Genomic DNA, 19000 nt, shown 5'->3' with positions numbered 1-19000 from the left:
TTTCACTACCACCGACCTGCCCGATGGTTCCCTCGACAAGCTTTGTGGAACTGCTTGAGCCGATGCGCGCTGAACCTGCATTCCATTTGAACTCGCAGGAGATAGCGATGAGTGGCGCAGGTACGGAAGACAAGGCGGCCCGGTTCGGCATTCTCGGAAAATATGCCTATGGCTGGATTACGCTGGCCTTCTTCCTCGGCTCGCTGGTTTTGCATTGGTGGTTCGGCTGGCGCGCGTTCGTCAACGAAGCGGAAGCTCATGGTCAGGCCGCAGCGCTGGGCGAGTACCTTGACGAAATGATGCGTGACACCTTTGAGAACTGGCAGTCGGAGTTTCTGCAACTGATGTGGCAAGTAATCGGCCTTGCCTATTTTCTCTACGTCGGTTCGCCAACCTCGAAGGAAAACGACGACCGCATGGAGGCCAAAGTGGACGCGCTGATCCGCTTGCAAGCTGGCGAAAACGCAGACGCCTTGCTGCGCGAAATCGACGAGCGCTATTTGCGGGACGGAGGACATGCGCAGCCGCACGGAGCGGAGGAAAGCGGGGAGCGCTGAGGCTCCCCGTCACCATCAGCGGAAAGCCGCCGGGCCGGTTGCCTGCGCCGGTGCCTGACCCGGTTTCAGCACAACCTTGGTCCAGCTATCCTGCTGCTCCTTGAAATTGCGATATCCATCGGCTGCTTGTTCGAGCGGCAGGCGATGGCTGATAAGGAACGTGGTGTCGAGCGCCCCGTCCTCAATCCGGACAAGCAGATCTTTCATGTAGCGCTGGACGTGTGTCTGCCCGGTGCGAAGTTCTAGCCCTTTTTCCATGACGGCCCCTAGTGGAAACTTGTCGGTCAAGCCGCCATAGACGCCGGGCACCGAAACACGGCCGCCTTTGCGCACTGCAAGCAAAGCCTGCTTGAGGGCACTGGCACGGTCTGCCCCGATGCCAACCTTCTGCTTCACCACGTCGAGAATGTTATCGACGGCAAAGCCATGCGATTCCATGCCGACGGCATCGATGACAGCGTCCACCCCGATGCCGCCCGACATTTCCATCAGAGCCTCGCGAACGTCGGTCTCACGAAAATTGATCACGTCCGCACCAAGCCCGCGCGCCAGTTCCAGCCGGTGCGGATAATGATCGACGGCGATCACGCGCGCCGCACCCATGGCAAGGGCGGATTGAACTGCGAACAGCCCGACCGGGCCACAGCCCCAGACCGCCACTGTATCGTCGGGCTGGATCTGCGCGTTTTCGGCGGCCATCCAACCAGTGGGCAGTATGTCTGACAGGAACAGGACTTGATCGTCATTCAGATGGTCGGGCACTTCGATCGGACCGATGTCGGAAAAGGGTACGCGAACATACTCCGCCTGCCCGCCCGAATATCCGCCGGTCATGTGGGAATATCCGAACAGGCCTGATGCTGCGTGACCGTACATCTTTTCGGATGCATCCTGCTTTTCGGCCGGATTGGAATTGTCGCAGGCCGCGAATTGCTGGACTTTGCAATGAAAGCAACTTCCGCAGCTTATGGTGAAAGGCACGACGACGCGGCTGCCCTTTTTCAGCGTGCTGCCGGGACCGGTTTCGACGACTTCGCCCATGAATTCATGGCCGAGGATGTCGCCGGGCATCACTCCGGGAATTACCCCGTCGTAAAGGTGCAGGTCCGAACCGCAAATGGCGGTGGAGGTCACACGAATGATCGCATCACGCGGGTTGACGATTTCAGGATCATCGACGGTATCGACACGCACATCGTGTGTGCCGTGGAAAGCCAGTGCGCGCATCAGGCGTGCTCCTCTGTCTGTGAAGTTGTCTTCTGATGTTCGTTTGCCTGTTGGACCGCACGGGTCTTGTCGCGGCGGCGGGCCGACGTTGCGATTTCGCCCGTTTCCATCAGCATCTTGAACCGGCGCAAATCGTGCCGCGCCTGAATTTCCGGCTCACGTCCGTACAATTTCGCCACAACCCGCCCCAGTTCTCCGGCGGGCGGCTTGTAAGCTATGCGGACGCTGACCCGCGTGCCACGCGAGCCGGGCGCATCGCTGAACGTCACGCGGCCTTCAGTATCGATGTCGGATCCATCCACAGAGCGCCAGGCGATCAATTCGCCCGGTTCCTCACGCGCGATCACGGTTTCGATATCGACTGTCTGGCCGGCGGGCGCGCGCATTGTCCAGACGTTGTGGCCATCGCTTCCGACAGGCTGTATGCGCTCAACATTTTCCATGAATTGCGGCAGGTTTGCAAAGTGACGCCAGAATGCGAAAAGCTCGCCTCGCGGGCGAGCGATCGTCACGCTACGTCCGACCACGTCGTATGCACCGAACGACCTGCGAGCAGTAAAGCCGGGCGCGTCATCCGCGCTGCCCCCGGTACTCCGATGTTTCGATCGCATGTAAAGGCTGACGCCGACGGCCAGGGCACCGGTCACCGCGATGGCGGCAAGACCAACCCCGCCTTTTTGCGTATGGTTATGGTTTCTCACAGGTTTTCTCCGGTTCATGATTGGCGCTCGCCCGCGACAAACGCCCGCTGCAACGGGAACGTGCCACTGTTAAAGTCAGGCAGGGAATGTGGCTTACGGGATGCACGGCCCGTCTCAAACCGACGGGCGGTTGTCGATTTCAGCAGCCTTCGGGGCCACAAGAAGCGTTCTGCCCAGCTGTCTCACAACGCCTTGCCTGCGAAGATCCTGTAGAACCCGGTTCACATGAACTGGGGTCAGCCCCACGACATCAGCGATGTCACGTTGGGTAAGCGGGATGGCGACAGGCTCTGAATCCGCTCGCAAACGCTGCCGCAAATCTCCCAGCAATTCCGAAATTCGCTCTACTGCTGTCTTGCGGCCCAAGCTGATGATCCACTGCGTTTGCCGTTCGATAAGTTGCACGGTCGCGCCGAGCATCTTCTTTACATTTTCACCGCGCCGTCCATGAATTTCAGACAAGGACAGCTTTGTTGTGCGCATCCCGGTCAGCGCCATCACTGCCAGTTCAGCGTGTGCCGACAGCAGCCATTGCGGCTCACAGTAGTCGCCGGGCAGATACAGCGCCGCGATCTGACGGCGACCGTCATTCAATACGCAGTAACGGCAGGCCCACCGCTCCTCGACACGATAGATGCAGTCACAACTCTCTCCCGCGCGCGCCAGGTGCTCATAGCGGCGAAAATGCCTGATCGTATTGTCGGACAGGGAGTTTCCCATTGCCTGAATCCAGAATTGCCTGTTCCGCCAAGCGCTTCGGCAATAGGTTGTTCCTGCCTCAAGCAATTAAACCAACACGCATTTGCATCGAATCCGCGACATGCCGGTGCAGTGCTGCGACGTACCGTTCACCGCAGAGCAGGGTCCACCGGCGGCAGGTTGTTCACCCATGTTAGTCAGACGGATCGAACGCACTTCGCATCGACTTTAGACCCCTGCAGACCGCGATTGATTCCGGCCAGAGCAGCAGGAGGCACCACGTTATGTCACCACCCAGCGACGCCAGGTCGAATGGCGAAAGCGTCAGCAGCGAAAGCGTCAGCAGCGAACCCGCCAGTTCTGCAAAGAACAACGATCCGGCATCGAACGTGATCACAAGCGCAAAGGCGCCAAATACCAGGACCAGCCGGTGACAATCGCGCCCCGATCCCAGCAAACCCAAAATAGAGAGGAGTACGAAATGGCTAGCTATCAACAGGCAGGACAGGACCGCGATAACCAGGGTCGATTTACCGGACGCGGCCGTGGAAGGGATGACTATGACGATCGCGATTACTCGTCGCGGGGACGTGACCGCGATGAAGATGGCCGCTTCATGAGTTCTCGCGACGGCGGGCGCGACCGTGATGATGACGATCGTGGCGGGCGTAGCGCGCGAAATCGTGATGACCGCGATGACGGACGCGGTTGGTATGGCGATTCGCGCGGACATTCTGAAGCCGCACGACGCAGATGGGATAGTGGCTCGTCGCGCTCTGCGCGGGACGATGAGGATGACCGTCGTGGTTCATCACGGGGCAGCGCCAATCGCCACGAAGACGATGATCGTGGCGGACGCCGCAATTCTGGCGGTGGACGCGAAGGTGACGGGCGTGGCTGGTTCGGCGATTCCCGTGGCCATTCGGAAGCTTCACGCCGGGGCTGGGATAACCCCGATCATGGGCGAAGCGGCTGGTTCGGTGATCCAGACGGTCATTCGGAAGCCTCTCGCAGGGGCTGGGAAGATCGGGGGACTTCCTCGCGTTTCTCGCGCGGTCGCGATGATGACGATGATCGACGCGGTGGATCGCGCTTTTCGCGTGGCCGTGACGATGACGACGACGATCGAGGCGGACGCCGAGGTAACAACGGAGGATGGTTCGGCGATTCTCGCGGTCATGCGGAAGCCGCCCGGAAGGGCTGGGAAAGTCGGCACTGACTTCCTGTGAGCCTCTGGGAGCAGGCGACCATGATGGATCGCCTGCTCCCGGTCGTAGTTGCGCAGCGCTGCCCGATCAGCGCTCACTTTCGAGGAAATGAATATGTCCATTGCCAAGATGATCGCCCTGCATCCCGATGTTGACGAGGATTTCAACGAAACTCTGGCTACCGCTGCGCGGCATGCCAAGCTGTGTGCCGCGATATGCACTTCGTGTGTAGACGCCTGTGTGGCCGAGCCGATGGATATGCGGCAGTGTATTCGCTCCTGCCTTGATTGCGCGGACGTCTGCTCCGCTACGGGGAGTTTGGCCATTCGCCGCACCGCCCAGAATATCGAGTCGTTGCGGCTTATGCTCGAAACTTGTGCTGCGATTTGTGATCTCTGTGCGGATGAGTGCTCAAGGCATGATAATCGCCATTGCAAGCTTTGCGCAGAAATGTGCCGCGAATGCGCTGCCGATTGCAGGCGCGCACATCCCACAGTCCAGTAACGGCCACCCTTCAGTAACGGCCACCGTTCGGTAAGGAGAGCCGCGTCGTTCGGCCTCCGGCGGATTGGAGGTCTGACCTCAATATTTTGAACTGAGCTTGGAGAAAAAGACATGACACTGTTGTCAGGCGCATCGCGCTTCACGATTTGCATTTCTGCGGTTCTGGCCCTTGGTGCTTGCGGACAGGCCTCAGGTCCCGACGCGGCGGCGACTGGACCGGCAACCGAAGCTGCCGATGCGGACGCGGCTGCAACCTCTGTTTCAGGCACGGGCACAGCCAACGGGACGGAACTGCCGCTGACCGGGCAGGCATTTATAGATGCCGCATCGGCAAGCGATCAGTTCGAGATCGATAGCGCCCGCATCGCCCAGTCCAAAGGGCTGACGGGAGCATGGCGCGAATTCGCTCAGGCAATGACCCGCGACCACACGAAATCAAGGAATGATCTGCAGGCGGCCGCGGCGAAAACACAAGGTGTGCAATTGCGGCAAGCACCTGTTCTCACCCCCGAACAGCAGGATAAGATTCAACAGCTGCAATCAGCCAGCGGGGAGGCGTTTGTAAGACTCTATTCGGCGCAGCAGCTTTCAGCGCACGAAAAGGCTCTCGCCATGCTGACAACATACGCCAGCAGTGGCGATGCCCAGCCTTTGATGGACTATGCCGGAAAAACGGCTCCCGTGGTCAAGCATCATCTCGAAATGCTGCGCAACATGCAGCCTTGAGCGGGCGCTGGGGCGAGTCATGCTCCAGACCACCGCAGCAGCAGGGATTCATCCGCCGGAACGCGCACTTCCAGCCTGCCGTTATGACGGGTGAACTCCGCTGAATGTCCGTTGGACGTGGACACCTGGGGCTGGAGATTGGCGGGCAGATCGCCTTCCTGCGCGACCAGGGCGACGCGGGCCTCGGTTCCGGCAGGGCCATCGATGCGCAGGCTTATCGTCCGCTCGTCAATCCGGTGAATGGCCCTTGCAAACACATCGCACCACAGCAGGAATGGCGCACCCTCTATTCGGCGGAAGCTGCGTGTGGCGAAGATCAACGCCGCCCCGCATCCATAGATTTCCTGCCCCACCTGTCCGGCAGGCTGGCCGTCGGGGTAAAGGTCTTCCAGCGGAAAATTCAGTTCGTGCAAGATATAGCCGTTGCGAATATCCCTCTGTGCGATCCCCTCGGCAGGCAAAGCATCGGGGTAATAAAACCATGCCCGGTCCAGCGCGTGACGGCAGTATTCGGACAGGAGCAACCGAACCGAAGGAATGAGGTCCGGCCCGCCGTAATCGAGATATTTCTCGAATGCCGCAAAGCTGTCGAAGCATTCATAGGCGGCCATGTAGGGAGCATCCTGAAGGCAGGTGACGCCGAGGAAGTTCTTCCAGTGCTTTGCCATGCCGATTTCGCTGTCCCAGATCTGCGCGTTTTGGAAGAAGCTGGCGAGATAGACATAGCTCTGGGTAAGGTACTTCTTTCGTTCGGTAATTCGCCACAGGCGGATGCAGGCCGCCGCGCCCCACGCCGTCAGGTTGGCCTGGTAATTGAGATCGAAGCGCATGCCTTTGGCCGCGTCGATTGCCCGGATAGCCTCTTCGACGTACTTCCGCTCGTGCGTCAGTTCGAAGGCCTGGAGCATGACCCAGGCATATATCCCGCCCACATCGGTCTGGCCGCGTTGGTCCGCCGGCGCCACATCCTGGATGACCGAAAAGTCGCGGACATCGTAAAGGATCGGCCACTTGTAATTGAAGTGATGAGCCGATCTGATGCCATAATCGATCGTGTCGTGAAACAGTTGCCGGGCTTGCATGTCGCCCGCTATGGCAAGGTTCGCCAGGTTCATCATCGGGTGGTAAAGATACCAGCTGTCGACTGCGTTCGGATCCTTGTCCTTGCCGACATTCGGCAGATAGCGGCGCAGCGTACCGAGTTCCTTGTCGTGGAAGCCTTCGATCCCGGCCATGATCTCGCGCACCAGCGGATGCCGCAGGCCTTTCCACCGGCCCCAGTCGTCAATCGCCGAAGCAATGGCCAGTTGCACCATGACATCGGGATATTCGCTGGCGGTATAGGGATGGAAGTAAGTTTTGCCGAAATGCTCGATGCGCGCCTCGGGTGCGTGAAGCAGGTCCTGTACCGTGGCTTCGGCGCGGGATGGCCAGTGCCGGAATTCGGCCTCAGGGGGTGAAAGCCACGGATAGATGCCGCCCAGCATGTCGAGGAATTGCCAGGCGCTGTCGGCTTCTCCCGTTTGCGGATAAGCGCGGACGGTGAGGATGGTATCGTAAAGCGTGAATGTCTGTCCGGCGGGAAGGTCTGCTTTGCCCGTTTCGGGGTCCAGGGGTGGCGAATATCCAAGCTCGGGCCAGTCGCATTTCACTGCGTCCTCGGGCTTCGAATTCGTCGCATTGAAATAGGGGTTCAGGGCAGACAGGTTCTGAAGATAGAGAACCTTGCCGAAGGCTGGTTTGTCCAGCGTGAAGTACAGTAGCGCCGTATTCAATTTGCGTTGCTGAGCCTCTACCGAGATATCGACCCCGCCAGAATTGCCACCGGAATCGAACAGAACGATATCGCGGGCGAGCGGGCCGATCCGCACTTCATGTAAGGGTGTGAAGCAATAGCGGGCGCGCAGTTGCTCCAGTCCAAACGGGTCACCGGTCAGCGTAAGCCGGGCAACACCCATGTTGGACCGGCACTCTATCGCAGCCAGGGCGCCACCTGCCGGAAGTATCCGGGCGACACTTTCGGCGCCCAGAACAGGGAACCGCAGCGCCAGCCCTCCATCGCCATTTCGGCGTAATACGATGAACAGAGCATCATCATCAAATCGCACATCTATCCGAAGGCCGCCCTGCCGCGCCTGTACGAGCGAGAGGCCTTGATCTCCCTTCAACACCGGACCGGCGGCCGCCAGTTCCGGCGTCAGGATCTGGCTTTGGTCGTCGCGAGCCATGAGGTGCTCCTTTCTCCATCGCAATCTGACTTCGCTACAAACGCTGCCATGGACGCAGGTTCCGGCACTTTTTGCGCGGAACGAACCTGACCGGTCCTTGTTTTTTGACCGACGGGTCACCGCATTTTGCAAGAGGTTCACGATGGCGACGCACGACGCAAAATCATTGGCGGATGCTCACACCCAGCAACCCGATCTCAAGGGGCGCAAGGCGATCATTACCGGCGGCACCACCGGCATCGGCCGGGCGATTGCCGTTCTGCTGGCGAGTTATGGTGTAAAAGTTTTCGTGTGCGGCCGAACGACCGAGCATCTGGCCGATGCGTTGGAACGCATTTGCGAGGTTGGTGAAGGCGACGGTGTAGTTGTCGATCTCTCCGGGAGTGGGGGTATCGACCGATTGTTCGAAGCGGCCGACAACTATTTGGGCGGTCTCGACATTGCGGTGATAAACGCCGCTGTTCCCGCCGAAGCGCTGGTTGATACGCCCGAACAAGACACGCGCTATCAGCTTGAGACCGATCTGGTCGCTTACGTGATCACCGCGCAGGAATGTGCCCGGCGCATGCCCGCTGGCAGCGATATCGTTTTCATCGGTTCAATGTCGGCGGTGTCGCGAAAAGGGGGCAGCTCGATCTACGTTGCGGCAAAATCGGGGGTGCAGGGGTTTGCTGCTTCGCTGCGACAGGAATTGGCCGAAAGGGACGTCAAGGTTGGCCTGATCGAACCCGGATTCACCGGGGCCGATTTCCAGTACCCGGACTTCCCGCCCGAAAAGCAGCGTGAGCTTATTCATCAGCACAAGATGTTGCGGGCCGAGGATATCGCTGTTGCCACCCATTTCATGCTGTCTCAACCAAGGCGCGCGGCGGTTTCCCTGATGCGAGTCGAAACGCGGCTTGAACACCCTTGACCAGGTGTCCTTTCAGATCGAGCCGCATTTCAACGCATCGTGACTGCCGGCCTGCGTGAGTCTCCCGCCTGATCGGGGATTGCTCGGCGCAAGTCCGTCAATCACCCAACGTTGCGTTGAGGGCAATTCCCGATCTCCGAGACGTCATTCGATCTGGACGCGAGAATGGCTGCATCGGCGACGCCATCAAAAGGGAGCAACGCTGCCCAAGGGTGGGGTGGAGCGGATTTCCGAATTCATGCGAATCTACAAAGGGTTCCACATTCTGCTGCCGAAGACGGCCGAAAGCCGAATAAGGCGCTGGTCTTCGGCCGCACATTTATCCCGGTGCGGTTCACCAGTCAAACCTTCCGCAGGCATGTGCTGGCTCCGGCGGTGCCGATCCGTGTGGCGCGCCATCCGCGATCCGCACGCATGCAGCAGGCGACCCGTCTGACGCTAAAGCGGTGGCAGGACCTGTTGCGAAAAGCCCCAGCCTGACAGTGAACGGCTTGTTGCCCGTTCGATCAGCTTTTTGGCATTGCCGATTGAATAGGGGTGAGCATGATCAAAACCTTCCAGCTCATTCCATGAAATCGGCACCGCTACCGGCGCACCGCCACGGGCGCGGGCGCTATAGGGCACTACCGCCGTGGCACCGCGCTGGTTTCGCAGCCAGTCGATGAAGATACGGCCCTTGCGCTTGGCCTTGCTCATCGTGGCCACGAAGCGATCAGGCTCGGCTTGAGACAAGGCTTCGGCGAAGCGGCGTGAGAAGTCCTTGTGCACATCCCATGTGTGCCCGGCGGCCAGCGGTACAACTACATGGACACCCTTGCCGCCCGACAACATCGCAAAACTGACCAGACCGAGATCCGATAACCGGTCCCGAATGTCGCGCGCGGCGTGCTTGACCGCGCCGAAATCAAGCCCTTCGTCCGGATCGAGATCGAAGATCATCCGGTCGGGTAGTTCGACGGAATCGGCTCTTGCGCCCCAGCCGTGGAATTCGATAGTGCCCATCTGTACGCATTGCAGCAGGCCCTCACCGTCGGTGACATAGAGGTAATCTTCGCTGCCGCCATCCTTTTCGCTGATAGCCACGTGATGCACAGATGTTCCGAGCCCGCCGGTATCATGTTTCTGAAAGAAGCATTTCTTCGCCCTGCCCTGCGGGCAACGCACGAGACTGATTGGGCGGTTGCCAGAGAACGGCAACATCAATGTTGCCACGGCCGAATAGTAATCTGCCAGATCGCCCTTGGTCTCACCGCTATCGGGAAAGATCACACGATCCCGGTTGCTGATCTCGATTTTGGGCTTGGCATCAGGCGTCTGCTCGCGGACTTCGGATGTAACGTCCTTTGCAGGCTTATCTGCACGAAGGCCGATGAAGCTGGCATGGCGGATCCGGCCATCGGCGGTGAATTCGGCAAAGGCGATCTCCGCTACGAGTTCGGGTTTGAGCCACGTTGTCCCGCGCGCCTCGACCCGCGGCACGTCCACTGGCGGTGTCTTGCGAACAATTCCGGTAAAGCGCGCTGCAAGGTCGGCAAAGCTGTCAGCATCAAACCCGGTCCCGACCTTGCCCTTGTAGACAAATGCTTCGCCGTCATTCTGTGCGAGCAGCAGCGAGCCGAAAGGCCGCGCCCGCGATGACGATTTGGTCCAGCCGACCACGACAAATTCCTGGCGGTTGGTGCACTTGATCTTGACCCAGGCCTTGCTGCGCTTGCCGCTATAGGACGCATCAGCGCGCTTGCTGATGATGCCCTCCTGATGGTGGGCACACATCGTTTCGAGCAGTTTTTCACCGGCACCGATCACGTGATCGGCAAGGCGCACGGGTGGTTCGGCCTCGTGCAGCAGAGCCTCGAGACGTTCCTTGCGTTCGATGTTGGATAACGGTGCAAGATCCTTTCCGTCCTGTTCAAGCAGATCGAAGGCGTAGAACTCAAGAAGGTCGTCCGGCCCCTGCGAGCCGTGTCCGCGCTTCAGCACCGCCTGCAAGGCAGAGAAGCTGGGATTGCCATCCTTGCCATAGGCGACGATTTCCCCATCGATCAGGCACGGCGGCAGGTCGAGCCGCGCCACGGCCTCGACGAGCGGACCGAACTTTTCGGTCCAGTCATGCCCATTGCGCGTGAATACATGCACGTCACCGCCCGCCGCCGCTATCAGCGCCCGGTAGCCGTCGTACTTGATTTCGTGAATCCAGTCGTTTCCGGTCGGCACGTTGTCGACCAAAGTCGCCAGTTGCAGCGGACGGAACGCGGGGGGCCTGCCAGCATGGGCGGCAGGCCGTCGCTTGCTGGCCTTCACCTTTGTTGCGGGGTCGCCCTTCTGTGCAATCCCCGGAGCTTCAGCCTTCTTGCCTGACGCAATCTCGGCCATCGTTCGACCGGTCGACACGCTGTTCAACTCGTGTTCGACCAGTCCATCGCCGCGTTGCGCAAAGTCATCCTGCACCTTGCGTAACAGCCAGTTCTCGCGCTTCTCGCCGACGCGCGGCTTCATCCGCACCAGCAACCATTCGCCCTTCATGCGCTCACCGGCGAGCGTGAAGTGCAGGTGGCCATCGTCAATATCCGTCGCGCTCTTTCCGGGTATGGGTGCCCATGTGCCGCGATCCCAGAGCATGACCGTGCCGCCGCCATATTCGCCCGCAGGGATGACGCCTTCGAATGTGGCGTAAGACAGCGGGTGGTCCTCGGTCCGCACCGCAAGCCGTTTGTTGTCAGGGTCCAGGCTAGGCCCCTTGGTTACGGCCCAGGATTTGAGGACGCCATCCACTTCAAGGCGCAGGTCGTAGTGCAGGCGGGTCGCCGCGTGCTTCTGCACCATGAACACGTTGCCTGCCGTGTCCTTGACACGTTTGCCCGCAGGCTCGGCGGTTTTTGCGAAATCGCGCTTGCGGTTGTATTCGGCAAGGGGATCAGGCTTGGCCACGGCTCACGCCGATTTGCGCGACGGGGCAGACGGCGTGCGCGTTTTGGGTTTCGGCTTTGTCTTGCTCCTGGTCCTGGACGCAGGCTTCGCTGTTTCGGCGCTGCTGCCAACGGACTTCTTCAATGCTGCCATAAGATCGATCACGTTCGAACCTTTGGCAGTCGGCTCGTCCACGTCCTCCAGAATCTTTTTGCCCTTGCTCTTGGCCTTGCGCGCAACAAGCGATTTCAACGCCTCGATATAGCGATCCTCGAAAGTTTCCGCCTTGAAAGGCGCGGACTTCTTTTCGATCAATGTTGTCGCAAGGTCCAGCAATTCGCTGTCGGGTTTCTGGTCGGGAATGTCCTTGAAGTACGTCTGCGCACGCTGCACCTCATCAGCATAGCGCATGGTCTCAAGCACCAGTCCCTTGCCGCAGGGCTTGAGACTGGCGAGAATTTCCCGTCCGCGCACCGACAGCTGTCCCAGTCCGACCTTGCGCGCCTTGCGCAGTGCTTCGCGCAACACGATGAAGGCTTCATCGGCCAGATCATCGGCGGGGATGACGAAATAGGGCTTTTCATAATAGAGCACATCAATCTCGTGCTGGTCGACAAACTGCACCAGTTCAAAGGTCTTGCGGCTTTCGATCTTCACCGCCTCGATCTCGTCTTCGTCGAGCAGAACGTAATTGCCTTTGGATATCTCGTATCCCTTGACGATGTCGTCGCGGTCCACCGCTCCCATGCCCTGAACGATCTTCTCGTAGGAAATCGGCTTGCCCGAAGGTTCATGAATCTGGCGAAAGCTTATTGATGCGCCGGATTTCGTCGCCGGATAGATTTCCACCGGAATGGAAACCAGCGCCAACCGAATCTGACCCTGCCAGTATGCCCGCGCTGCCATGTGCCAACCTGCCTTCCGGCGACAAAACTCATCGCCAGTCCAGTGAGTTCCAGACAATCGCGCGGTGCTGAAATTCCGGTCAGGTCACGCGACCTTCCTTTCGGAACATCCGTGATGGGCAGACAAGGGTTCGTCCTGGATAAGGACGCAGGCCGAAAACGTCGTCCTTGCCCAGCAGGCGCGTTGCGGGCGCACTGGCCGGGGAAGAATGGCCAGCTGCTATTCGAAGCAGTGCGCAAGGAATTTGTCGAAAAGGGCGATTTCCACGAAGGCGCGCCACGAGCATCGTGGAATTCAATATCATCCAGACGATCCCATTGCGGTCCGGTATTCCACGGACCATTGGCGTCACCGTCGCCCTGGGACGTATTGACGTAAAGGCTGGCATATGAAGACAGGCCGGGCAAATTGCCTGGGGGAAAGTTTTCGCGGATTGAATAGAGAGCCTTTTCGAAACTCTTCTGGTGCGCAATTTCCCTCGTCATCAGAAAGCCGAGTGCCTCCTTTATCCCGGGGTCATCGGTGATGTTAATCAGACGCTCGTAGATGATCTTCGCGCGGCTTTCTGCTGCAATATTCGACCGGAGATCGCATGTGGGATCGCCGCGGCTGTCAACGTACGCAACGGTCCAGGGCACACCCGAGCTGTTGGTCAAGGCCGGGCCGCCGCCATAAAGCAGCGACTGGGTATGACTGTCACCACCGGCGTTAATCGCCATGTACATGTCGGCCTCTCCCATCGCCGCTTCGGACAGTGCGCCCTTCACTCCTTTGTTGAGCATCGCGACAATCGAGCCGATCACTTCGAGATGGCTCAGTTCTTCGGTAGCGATGTCGAGCAACATGTCCTTGCGGCCGGGACCATCCTCAGCAAGGCCCTGCGTGAAGTAGCGCATCGCTGCAGCAAGCTCACCGTCCGGCCCGCCGAACTGCTCCAGCAGCAGCGATGCAAGTTCGGGATTGGGTTCACCGACCCGAACTGTATATTGAAGGCGCTTGTTGTGCATGAACATGAATTGGCTCCTGCGATCCATGAGGATAGTTTGGGAGTAATGGAGCCGAGCGGCGGGGGTTCCTGTGGCGATGCGCGTGGCTAACGCAGTTTAGCGAGAAACGACGAGACGGAGCGAAATCCCCGGCTATATGCGCCCACTAGTCGTACTTTATTGCCCGCCTGAAGCTGACCTTCAGCTCGAGCCCTGGCCCGGCTCTCGTCTTCAGCAACCGGCCATTCCCAACGAGGGTGCCAATCAGCGGCTTACCTTTGTCCTGCACGGCAAAACAATGATATGGAGAGTGCGTTAGAGTAAAATTCAGGACGGCGGGTTACAACACGCTTGTTGTCAAAATGTCGCTCGCCGCTCGGCAATCTTGAGCTGTTCAGAGAAAACGAATGTCGACCGTGAGCGCCCCGAAGCTTCCCACCCGCCATTGGGCTCTCGATGCGTTCTGAACCAGGTGACACGAAGCGGGCCTGCTCAAGGGACAGCCTTCTGCCCTGATTGCGTTGTCGCCCGGCAGGAGCAGCAAACCTTTGATCTTTCGAGTTCATCGCCGTCGGCTCACTGCGTCAGTCAGAACGGCCCTCTGCCAGCCACCTCCGAGCGCCCGATAAAGCGTCACGATGTTTTCGAGCTGGGATTGCCGTACGGAGATGGCGTCGAGTTCGGTTGCGTAAAGGTTTCGTTGAGCGTCGAGTTGCTCGAGATATGAGGCGTAGCCGCCCTGATACCGATCGGTAGCTAGCGCCACCGAACGTTGCAGAATGATCAGTCGATTGTGAAGCCGCTCGATCTGTTCGGCATAGCGCGTGATCCCGTTCATCGCGGTTTCGACTTCGGCGAACGCGGTGAGCACAGTCCCACGATAGGCGAACGCGGCCTGGTCGCGCTGTGCGGCGGTCGCATCGACCTGTGCTGTCAGGCGACCGCCTGCAAAAATCGGTGCGAGCACACTGCCGCCGAGGCTCCAGACCGTGACAGGATCATAATCGAGGGAGTTGACGAGGAGTTGCCCGAGAGCGGCCGAGATGGCAACCTGTGGCAGGAAGGCGGCGCGATCCGAAGCCAGTGTCGCATCGCTGGCTGCTACGGCGAATTCGGCGCTGGCGATGTCGGGACGGCGACGCAGAAGATCCGAGGGCAACGTGACCGGAGCGACCGGCAGCGGGAAATCACGAAGATTCCGTCCCCGGACTATGGCGCCCGGCAGGTCCCCCGTCAGTCGGCTCAATGCATTTTCCTGAGCCTGGATCGCGAACTGGATTTGCGGGATCCCCTGCTGGACGGCCTCATATTCGGACTCGGCCTGGGTAAGTTCGAACTGTGAGGTATAACCGACCCGTGCCTGATCGGCAGCAAGCCTTAGCGCCTCAGCGCGCGACGTGACCGTCTGCTGCGATACAAGCAACTGGGCATCGAGCGCGAGCAGGCCGATATAGGCCTGTGCGACCTCGGCGGAGACCGCCAGGGCAACCGCGTCGCGATCCGCCTGGCTCGCGACATAGCGAAGTCGAGCGGCGTCAGTGAGCCGGGAGAGACGACCGAAGAGATCCACCTGCCAATTGAGCTGGATCTCAGGCTGCAAGGCTGTGCTGGTTATCACCCCCGCCGCGCCGATGCTTCGTGCGTACTGCCCGCCTCCGACCGCATCGAGCGTGGGCAGCGCCGCCGAACGAGCGAGGCGGATTGTTGCCTGTGCCTCCTGCACCCGCGCGGCGGCTAATAGGACGTCGGTATTGCGGGCGAGAGCGCGTTCGATCAACGCTGTCAGCTTGGGATCATTGAATGCCTCCCACCAACGTGGATCGACAGCGGCACTCCCGGTCGCGCCGTCGCGCCATGCAGCGGGCTCAGGGATCGCGGCCGATGCGGGCGGAGGCACATGGGCAGGCATACACCCTGCGAGCGCGAAGACTACCAGCGCCGCTGCGCTCTGAGGCGCGCGCTTCATCGGGCGCTGCCTTCGTCGGAAGCGCCCGCCGTCTCGACCCGCGTGACGACCGACATGCCGGGGCGCAACCGCTTTGCGAGCGGCTGGCCCGGATCGATCGAGATCCGGATCGGGATGCGCTGCACGACCTTGGTGAAATTGCCGCTGGCATTATCGGGCCTCAGCACACTGAACTCCGATCCCGTCGCGGGCGCAAAACCCTCGACATGTCCGGTGAGCCTCTCATCACCCAGTGCATCCACCTTGAAAGTGGCGATCTGACCGCGTCGGATCGCACGGGTCTGCGTCTCCTTGTAGTTGGCGATGACCCAAAGGCTTTCGGGGACCAGGAACATCAGTTGCGATCCGGCCGAGACGTATTGGCCCTGACGGACGCTCGCCTCGCTCAGTTGCCCGGCCTTGGGCGCATAAATTACCGTGTTGGCAAGGTTGATCCGCGCAAGGTCGCGCTGCGCCCTGGCGGTTTTCACCTGCGCCTCGAGACCGAGTCGCGACACGCGTGTGGCTTTCACTGTCTCCTCAGCAATGCGAATGGCGGCGCGCGCCTTCATCACGTTGGCGGCGCCTGATCGCGCGGTTGCGCGGATCTGGTCGCGCTCGCGCATTGATACCGATCCGCGCGTGGCCAGATCGTTGACGCGCTCCTCGTCGGATCTGGCCCGGTCGCGCTCGGCCTCGGCGGCATAGAGGTCCGCGCGACGGGCTTCGATGTCCGCCTGATTTTGCGCGACCGTTTGAACGGCGTTGGCGAGGTTGGCCTCGGCCGCGTCAAGCTGGCCCTCGGCCTGTTCGAGTTGTTGGCGATAGATGCGATCGTCGATCCGCAGCAGTGGCTGCCCTGCCTTCACATGTTGAAAATCGCGCACCAGTACCTCGGCGACATAGCCGTTTACTTGCGGTGCCATCACCGTAATCTGGCCCCGGACATAGCTGTTCTCTGTGACGACCACTGTGCTCGTGAACGGCCAGATCCGCCAAGCCGCGAGTATCAGCAGCACCCCGATCAGCGCGACGCCGACCATGATGAAAACGGTAGACCGTCGCGGCTTGATGGTCTTTGGCGGTTCAGCTCCGGCTGCTGCGATGCCCCCGTTGAGTGGTTGGCCGCTCGCATCCACCAGTGTGGAGGCTTGTTCTTCGGACTCGTCTTTCTCCGGGCGGATGATCGGTGCGTCTGCCATCAGGGTTCTTTCAGATCGGGGCCGCGGCGCCACTCGCAGGACCGGTGGCGACGGGGGGATTTGTCTTCGCCTGAATGACGAGACGAAGGACGTTGAACAGCGACCAGCTCAACAGGAGCAACGTGAGGATACCGTTCAGAAGGAAGACGTCGTTATAGGCGCGGACGTTCGCCTCGCGTGTTGCTGTCTGGGCGAGCAGGGCTGTCCCCTGTGTCTGGCGCAGCACGGGATCCGCGATTACACGGCCATACACCTGACCCTGAATCTGCAGACGCTGAGCCACGACCGGGTTCGTGGGATCAATTCCGGCGTTGATCGTCGCCGAATATTCATGCTCTCTGAATTGCTGGAAGGTGCCGAAGATCGCGGGCCCGGCCAGGCCGCCAATAGACTGGCTCACGCCGAACAGCACGGCGAAGCTCACGATATAGTTGGGTCCTTTCTTCAGCGCGCTCATGACGCCAACGAGCAGCAGTGGCCCCATGAAAAGCCCAGCGGCAGTGGATATCAGGAACTGGCTGAGGAACATGTCGTGCGGGCGGGTAAGACTGGTGGCATTCCAGTCCAGGAAGCTGCCGATGGCGATCAGCACCACGGATGACAAGATTTGCGGGATCACCGACTTTTGGTTGAAGGTCAGCGCACTGGTGCCGATCCCGACCACCAACCCGATCAACATGACAGCATACAGCGGCTGCACCTGATCTGGGCCCATGCCCAGCGTCCGCAACAGGCCCGTTGCGCCATAAGTTTGTTCGGAAAGGAGAAAGCGGATTCCCATCGCACCGATCGCGAAGCGGATCGTGGACGCTGTCCCCAGCCAGTGCGTCTGGATCAACGGATTGGCGCGGTGGTGCTCGACGAGGACTGCCGCCACCAGCAGGACGACAGCTGCGATCAGGGCACCCGCCATCCAAGGCTGCGCGGTCCACCATTGCGTGCGGCCCTGCGCCAGCACAGCGACGATCAGTGCAAGAGCAGGCGCAAGCAGGGCAAAGGTCAGGAAGTCGCGTCCTTCGAATACCTTGATGCGGATACCGGGCGGCAGCTTGAGCGAAACCACGGCGGCCAGACAGCAAAGCGCCAGCCCCGACTCAAAAAAGTAAAGCGTCCGCCATTCGCCCAGATCAAGCAAAGCCGGCGAGAGGAGCCATGCCAAAGGCGTCGCCAATTGCGAAATGCCCAATCCTATCACCAGCCCCTGACCGAGCCTGGCCTTGGGAAACGCCTGCAACGTGTAAAATATCGCGAGAGTGCTGATCGTCGCCCCCGCAAAGCCGCTTACCGCCCGAGCCAGCAACGCCGTCGCATAGCTATCGGCGAACAAGTGCAGGATGGTCGCCGCGACGTACATTGGCAAGCCGATCTCGGCGAACAGGCGCAGGCCGAATTGCTGGCGGAACTTGAACAGGATCAGGCTGGTCGAGATGTTGACCATCAAATAGGCGGCCGGAAGCCACGCTGCCTCCACCGGTGTCAGACCGAGAGAGCCTTGTATGTTCTGCAGGTTGGCGCTGACGAGGGCGTTGCCCAGACCGCCGGTAATGCCCAGCAGAAACGCGATCGCGATATACGCCGCACGGATCGGGCTGCTATGCTTCGGCGTCGAAGGCGATCCTGGCATCGACGGCTTTTCGTCGTCGGTCCAGTTGGGAATGGGTTCCAACGGCCCGTTCATGAGAGCGGGCGCGGCCATAGGCCCTCCCCAATCAGTTCCCTCATCCGTTCGACCATCCGCTGCCGCGCCTCGCTGTCCGGCTCGCGGATGGAGGTGCCCAGCATGGCCACGACCAGGAACATATCCGAAGGCTTGAGATCGGGGCGGCATGTCCCCTCCGCGATCGCCCGGTGGATCGGCGCTTCGAACAGCGCGCGAAACCGATCGATGAGCTGGCGGACCTCGTCCGCCCGGGATGAAGCGACCCGCCAGACGTCGGCCAGAAACGGGTTGGCGGTGTGGGACCTGACCAGGTAATCGAACAAGTCCTGCAGGGAGGCGCTACCATCCCCGGTCTCCACCAACAGGGCGAGGCTATCTAGGCTCTGCGATCCCACTGCCAGCGCGAGCGCAGCACGATCCGGGAAATGCCTGTACAACGTGGCGCGGCCAAGGCCCGACCGCGCGATCACGAGTTCCAGAGGCGCGGTAATGCCATGCAAAAGAAATACCTCTCGCGCGGCTTTCAATAGAGCTTGACGGTGGCGCTGCGCATCTATTCGGATATTCACCAGCCCCTAAGCGGACAAAATCGTCCGATTGTCAAATACTCTCTCGCAAAAGGCCGATCGCG

At 60.2% G+C, this 19000-nt stretch carries 16 protein-coding genes; 4 read left to right on the top strand and 12 right to left on the bottom strand.

Translation table 11 applies throughout. The features are described 5' to 3' along the window. Positions 1–44: 44 nt before the first annotated feature. Positions 45–557, top strand: a complete 513-nt coding sequence (locus LUA85_RS05385; protein ID WP_231467600.1) for a DUF6766 family protein — start codon at positions 45–47, stop codon at positions 555–557. A gap of 15 nt (positions 558–572) precedes the next feature. Here the strand turns inward: LUA85_RS05385 and LUA85_RS05380 are convergent, their stop codons facing one another. From LUA85_RS05380 to LUA85_RS05365, 4 genes are all read right to left on the bottom strand, one after another. Next, positions 573–1784: a zinc-dependent alcohol dehydrogenase gene (locus LUA85_RS05380; RefSeq protein WP_231467598.1), complete on the bottom strand. Its 1212-nt coding sequence runs from the start codon at positions 1782–1784 to the stop codon at positions 573–575. Then, complete coding sequence (locus LUA85_RS05375) at positions 1784–2296, bottom strand: SRPBCC family protein (protein WP_231467596.1); 513 nt, start codon at positions 2294–2296, stop codon at positions 1784–1786. The genes LUA85_RS05380 and LUA85_RS05375 overlap by 1 nt, the downstream gene beginning before the upstream one ends. Before the next feature lie 303 nt (positions 2297–2599). Beyond that, complete coding sequence (locus tag LUA85_RS05370; RefSeq protein WP_231467594.1) at positions 2600–3205, bottom strand: Crp/Fnr family transcriptional regulator; 606 nt, start codon at positions 3203–3205, stop codon at positions 2600–2602. A gap of 172 nt (positions 3206–3377) precedes the next feature. Further along, on the bottom strand, positions 3378–3647 hold the full coding sequence (locus tag LUA85_RS05365) for a hypothetical protein (protein ID WP_231467592.1): 270 nt from the start codon (positions 3645–3647) through the stop codon (positions 3378–3380). 181 nt (positions 3648–3828) lie between these two features. Between LUA85_RS05365 and LUA85_RS05360 the strand changes: the two genes are divergently transcribed. Both LUA85_RS05360 and LUA85_RS05350 read left to right on the top strand, forming a co-directional pair. Next, a complete protein-coding gene (locus LUA85_RS05360; RefSeq protein WP_231467590.1) occupies positions 3829–4413 on the top strand; it encodes a hypothetical protein in 585 nt (194 codons plus the stop codon). A 594-nt stretch (positions 4414–5007) separates the two neighbouring features. Further along, on the top strand, positions 5008–5622 hold the full coding sequence (locus LUA85_RS05350) for a DUF4142 domain-containing protein (protein ID WP_231467588.1): 615 nt from the start codon (positions 5008–5010) through the stop codon (positions 5620–5622). Positions 5623–5639: 17 nt separating this feature from the next. Here the strand turns inward: LUA85_RS05350 and LUA85_RS05345 are convergent, their stop codons facing one another. Next, entirely contained in the window at positions 5640–7850 is a 2211-nt protein-coding gene (locus tag LUA85_RS05345) for a hypothetical protein (protein ID WP_231467586.1), read from the bottom strand. A gap of 142 nt (positions 7851–7992) precedes the next feature. Between LUA85_RS05345 and LUA85_RS05340 the strand changes: the two genes are divergently transcribed. Next, positions 7993–8763, top strand: coding sequence for an SDR family oxidoreductase (locus LUA85_RS05340; RefSeq protein ID WP_231467584.1), 771 nt, complete (start codon positions 7993–7995; stop codon positions 8761–8763). Positions 8764–9201: 438 nt separating this feature from the next. Here the strand turns inward: LUA85_RS05340 and ligD are convergent, their stop codons facing one another. From ligD to LUA85_RS05305, 7 genes are all read right to left on the bottom strand, one after another. After that, positions 9202–11691: a DNA ligase D gene (gene ligD, locus LUA85_RS05335; protein WP_231467582.1), complete on the bottom strand. Its 2490-nt coding sequence runs from the start codon at positions 11689–11691 to the stop codon at positions 9202–9204. Between the two features lie 3 nt (positions 11692–11694). Further along, positions 11695–12576, bottom strand: a complete 882-nt coding sequence (locus LUA85_RS05330; protein ID WP_231467580.1) for a Ku protein — start codon at positions 12574–12576, stop codon at positions 11695–11697. Next, the gene (locus LUA85_RS05325; RefSeq protein WP_231471778.1) at positions 12480–13583 is read right to left on the bottom strand and encodes a manganese catalase family protein; all 1104 of its coding nucleotides are present in this window, start codon (positions 13581–13583) and stop codon (positions 12480–12482) included. Before LUA85_RS05325 ends, LUA85_RS05330 begins: the two co-directional genes overlap by 97 nt. 541 nt (positions 13584–14124) lie before the next feature. Further along, on the bottom strand, positions 14125–15528 hold the full coding sequence (locus LUA85_RS05320) for an efflux transporter outer membrane subunit (protein ID WP_256448224.1): 1404 nt from the start codon (positions 15526–15528) through the stop codon (positions 14125–14127). Next, positions 15525–16709: an HlyD family secretion protein gene (locus tag LUA85_RS05315; protein ID WP_231467577.1), complete on the bottom strand. Its 1185-nt coding sequence runs from the start codon at positions 16707–16709 to the stop codon at positions 15525–15527. Before LUA85_RS05315 ends, LUA85_RS05320 begins: the two co-directional genes overlap by 4 nt. A 10-nt stretch (positions 16710–16719) precedes the next feature. Next, positions 16720–18405 (bottom strand): MFS transporter, encoded by a 1686-nt coding sequence (locus LUA85_RS05310; RefSeq protein ID WP_231467576.1) that lies wholly within the window; start codon positions 18403–18405, stop codon positions 16720–16722. Next, positions 18384–18938 carry a TetR/AcrR family transcriptional regulator gene (locus LUA85_RS05305; protein ID WP_231467574.1) on the bottom strand — a complete coding sequence of 185 codons (555 nt, stop codon included), beginning with the start codon at positions 18936–18938 and terminating at the stop codon, positions 18384–18386. The genes LUA85_RS05310 and LUA85_RS05305 overlap by 22 nt, the downstream gene beginning before the upstream one ends. Positions 18939–19000: the final 62 nt, after the last annotated feature.

The organism is Novosphingobium sp. CECT 9465 (assembly GCF_920987055.1).
GTDB lineage: Bacteria > Pseudomonadota > Alphaproteobacteria > Sphingomonadales > Sphingomonadaceae > Novosphingobium.
Note: the sequence above shows the minus strand (reverse complement) of the source record. Positions and strands in the feature narration are given on the sequence as shown.

Coding starts and splice junctions, on each gene's coding strand:
- LUA85_RS05370 (WP_231467594.1), bottom strand. CDS start 3,205: ATGGGAAACTCCCTGTCCGACAATACGATCAGGCATTTTCGCCGCTAT.
- LUA85_RS05350 (WP_231467588.1), top strand. CDS start 5,008: ATGACACTGTTGTCAGGCGCATCGCGCTTCACGATTTGCATTTCTGCG.
- LUA85_RS05310 (WP_231467576.1), bottom strand. CDS start 18,405: ATGGCCGCGCCCGCTCTCATGAACGGGCCGTTGGAACCCATTCCCAAC.
- LUA85_RS05330 (WP_231467580.1), bottom strand. CDS start 12,576: ATGGCAGCGCGGGCATACTGGCAGGGTCAGATTCGGTTGGCGCTGGTT.
- LUA85_RS05325 (WP_231471778.1), bottom strand. CDS start 13,583: ATGCACAACAAGCGCCTTCAATATACAGTTCGGGTCGGTGAACCCAAT.
- LUA85_RS05320 (WP_256448224.1), bottom strand. CDS start 15,528: ATGAAGCGCGCGCCTCAGAGCGCAGCGGCGCTGGTAGTCTTCGCGCTC.
- LUA85_RS05380 (WP_231467598.1), bottom strand. CDS start 1,784: ATGCGCGCACTGGCTTTCCACGGCACACACGATGTGCGTGTCGATACC.
- LUA85_RS05315 (WP_231467577.1), bottom strand. CDS start 16,709: ATGGCAGACGCACCGATCATCCGCCCGGAGAAAGACGAGTCCGAAGAA.
- LUA85_RS05345 (WP_231467586.1), bottom strand. CDS start 7,850: ATGGCTCGCGACGACCAAAGCCAGATCCTGACGCCGGAACTGGCGGCC.
- LUA85_RS05340 (WP_231467584.1), top strand. CDS start 7,993: ATGGCGACGCACGACGCAAAATCATTGGCGGATGCTCACACCCAGCAA.